This window comes from Streptomyces inhibens (assembly GCF_003389455.1).
Lineage (GTDB): Bacteria > Actinomycetota > Actinomycetes > Streptomycetales > Streptomycetaceae > Streptomyces > Streptomyces inhibens.
This window is the reverse complement of record NZ_QUAC01000269.1, coordinates 1-1,020: the sequence shown is the minus strand read 5'-3', so window position 1 is coordinate 1,020 and position 1,020 is coordinate 1. Positions and strand designations below refer to the sequence as shown.

Annotated in this window: 1 protein-coding gene; it reads left to right on the top strand. The window is 78.1% G+C overall.

Annotated features, from left to right (window positions below; genetic code table 11):
* Nucleotides 1-1,020, top strand: a 1,020-nt coding sequence (locus DY245_RS32800) for a trypsin-like serine peptidase (RefSeq protein WP_128510815.1), incomplete at both ends; no start/stop codon positions are given.

Here is a 1,020-nt window from a genome sequence, read left to right as displayed (position 1 = left end):
GGGGCGCGCGCCGCCGACGGCTGCCGCGGTCCCGGCGGGCCGACCTGTACGGGTCGCGGCCGGCCCGGCGTTCCGCTGCGGGTGACGCTGGCGCTGGGCGCGCTGACCGTGGTCGTGGGCAGCACCGTGCTGGCGCTGGGGTCCCCGTCGCGCGATCCGTTCCTGGCCGCCGGGGACACCGCCGCCGGCTCGTATCTCGCGACCCGGGCCGACGGCGACCAGGCGGCCGCCGCGGTGCTCGCCGGGCCGTACAAGGAGCGGCCGGCACCGCCCGTGACGGCGCGGCCGGGCGGCGGGCGGACCGCCCCGCTTCCCGCGTCCCGCCCGCTGATGGCGGCCCCTGCGGCCCCCTCGCCGCCGATCGGCGCGCTCTTCTCCCCCGGTGACGACGGCGACCCGACGCACCACTGCACGGCGAGCGTGGTGCACGCCCCCGCGGGGGATCTCGTCGTCACCGCGGCGCACTGTGTGCACGACGGCGGCTTCCGCACCCGGCTGGTGTTCGCGCCCGGTCTGCACGACGGGATCGCGCCGTACGGCCTGTGGGTGCCCACCCGGATCCATGTCGATCCGCGCTGGATCAGCGACCGGGACCCCGACCACGATGTGGCGTTCCTGCGGGTCCGCAGGTCGGGGCGGGCCGACGGCCGGATAGAGGACATCACCGGCGCCGAGCGGATCCGGTTCGACGCGCCGGCCGGGCGCCCGGCGCTGCTGACCGGCTACCCCGTCGACCGGGACTCCCCGGTCAGCTGCCGGCACACGGCGGACGCCCAGGGCCCGACCCAACTGCGCTTCCCCTGCCCGGGGTTCCCCAACGGGACGAGCGGCGGCCCGATGCTCACCGACCTCGACCGGGCCACCGGCACCGGGTCGCTGATCGGGGTGATCGGCGGCTTCGAAGAGGGCGGTGACGATCTCACCTCGTACAGCAGCCGGTTCGGCGCCGACGTGGCCGCGCTCTACCGGCGGGCGACCTCGGAGCCGGGCCCCCGGCCCGCGCAGCCGGGCCCCCGGCCC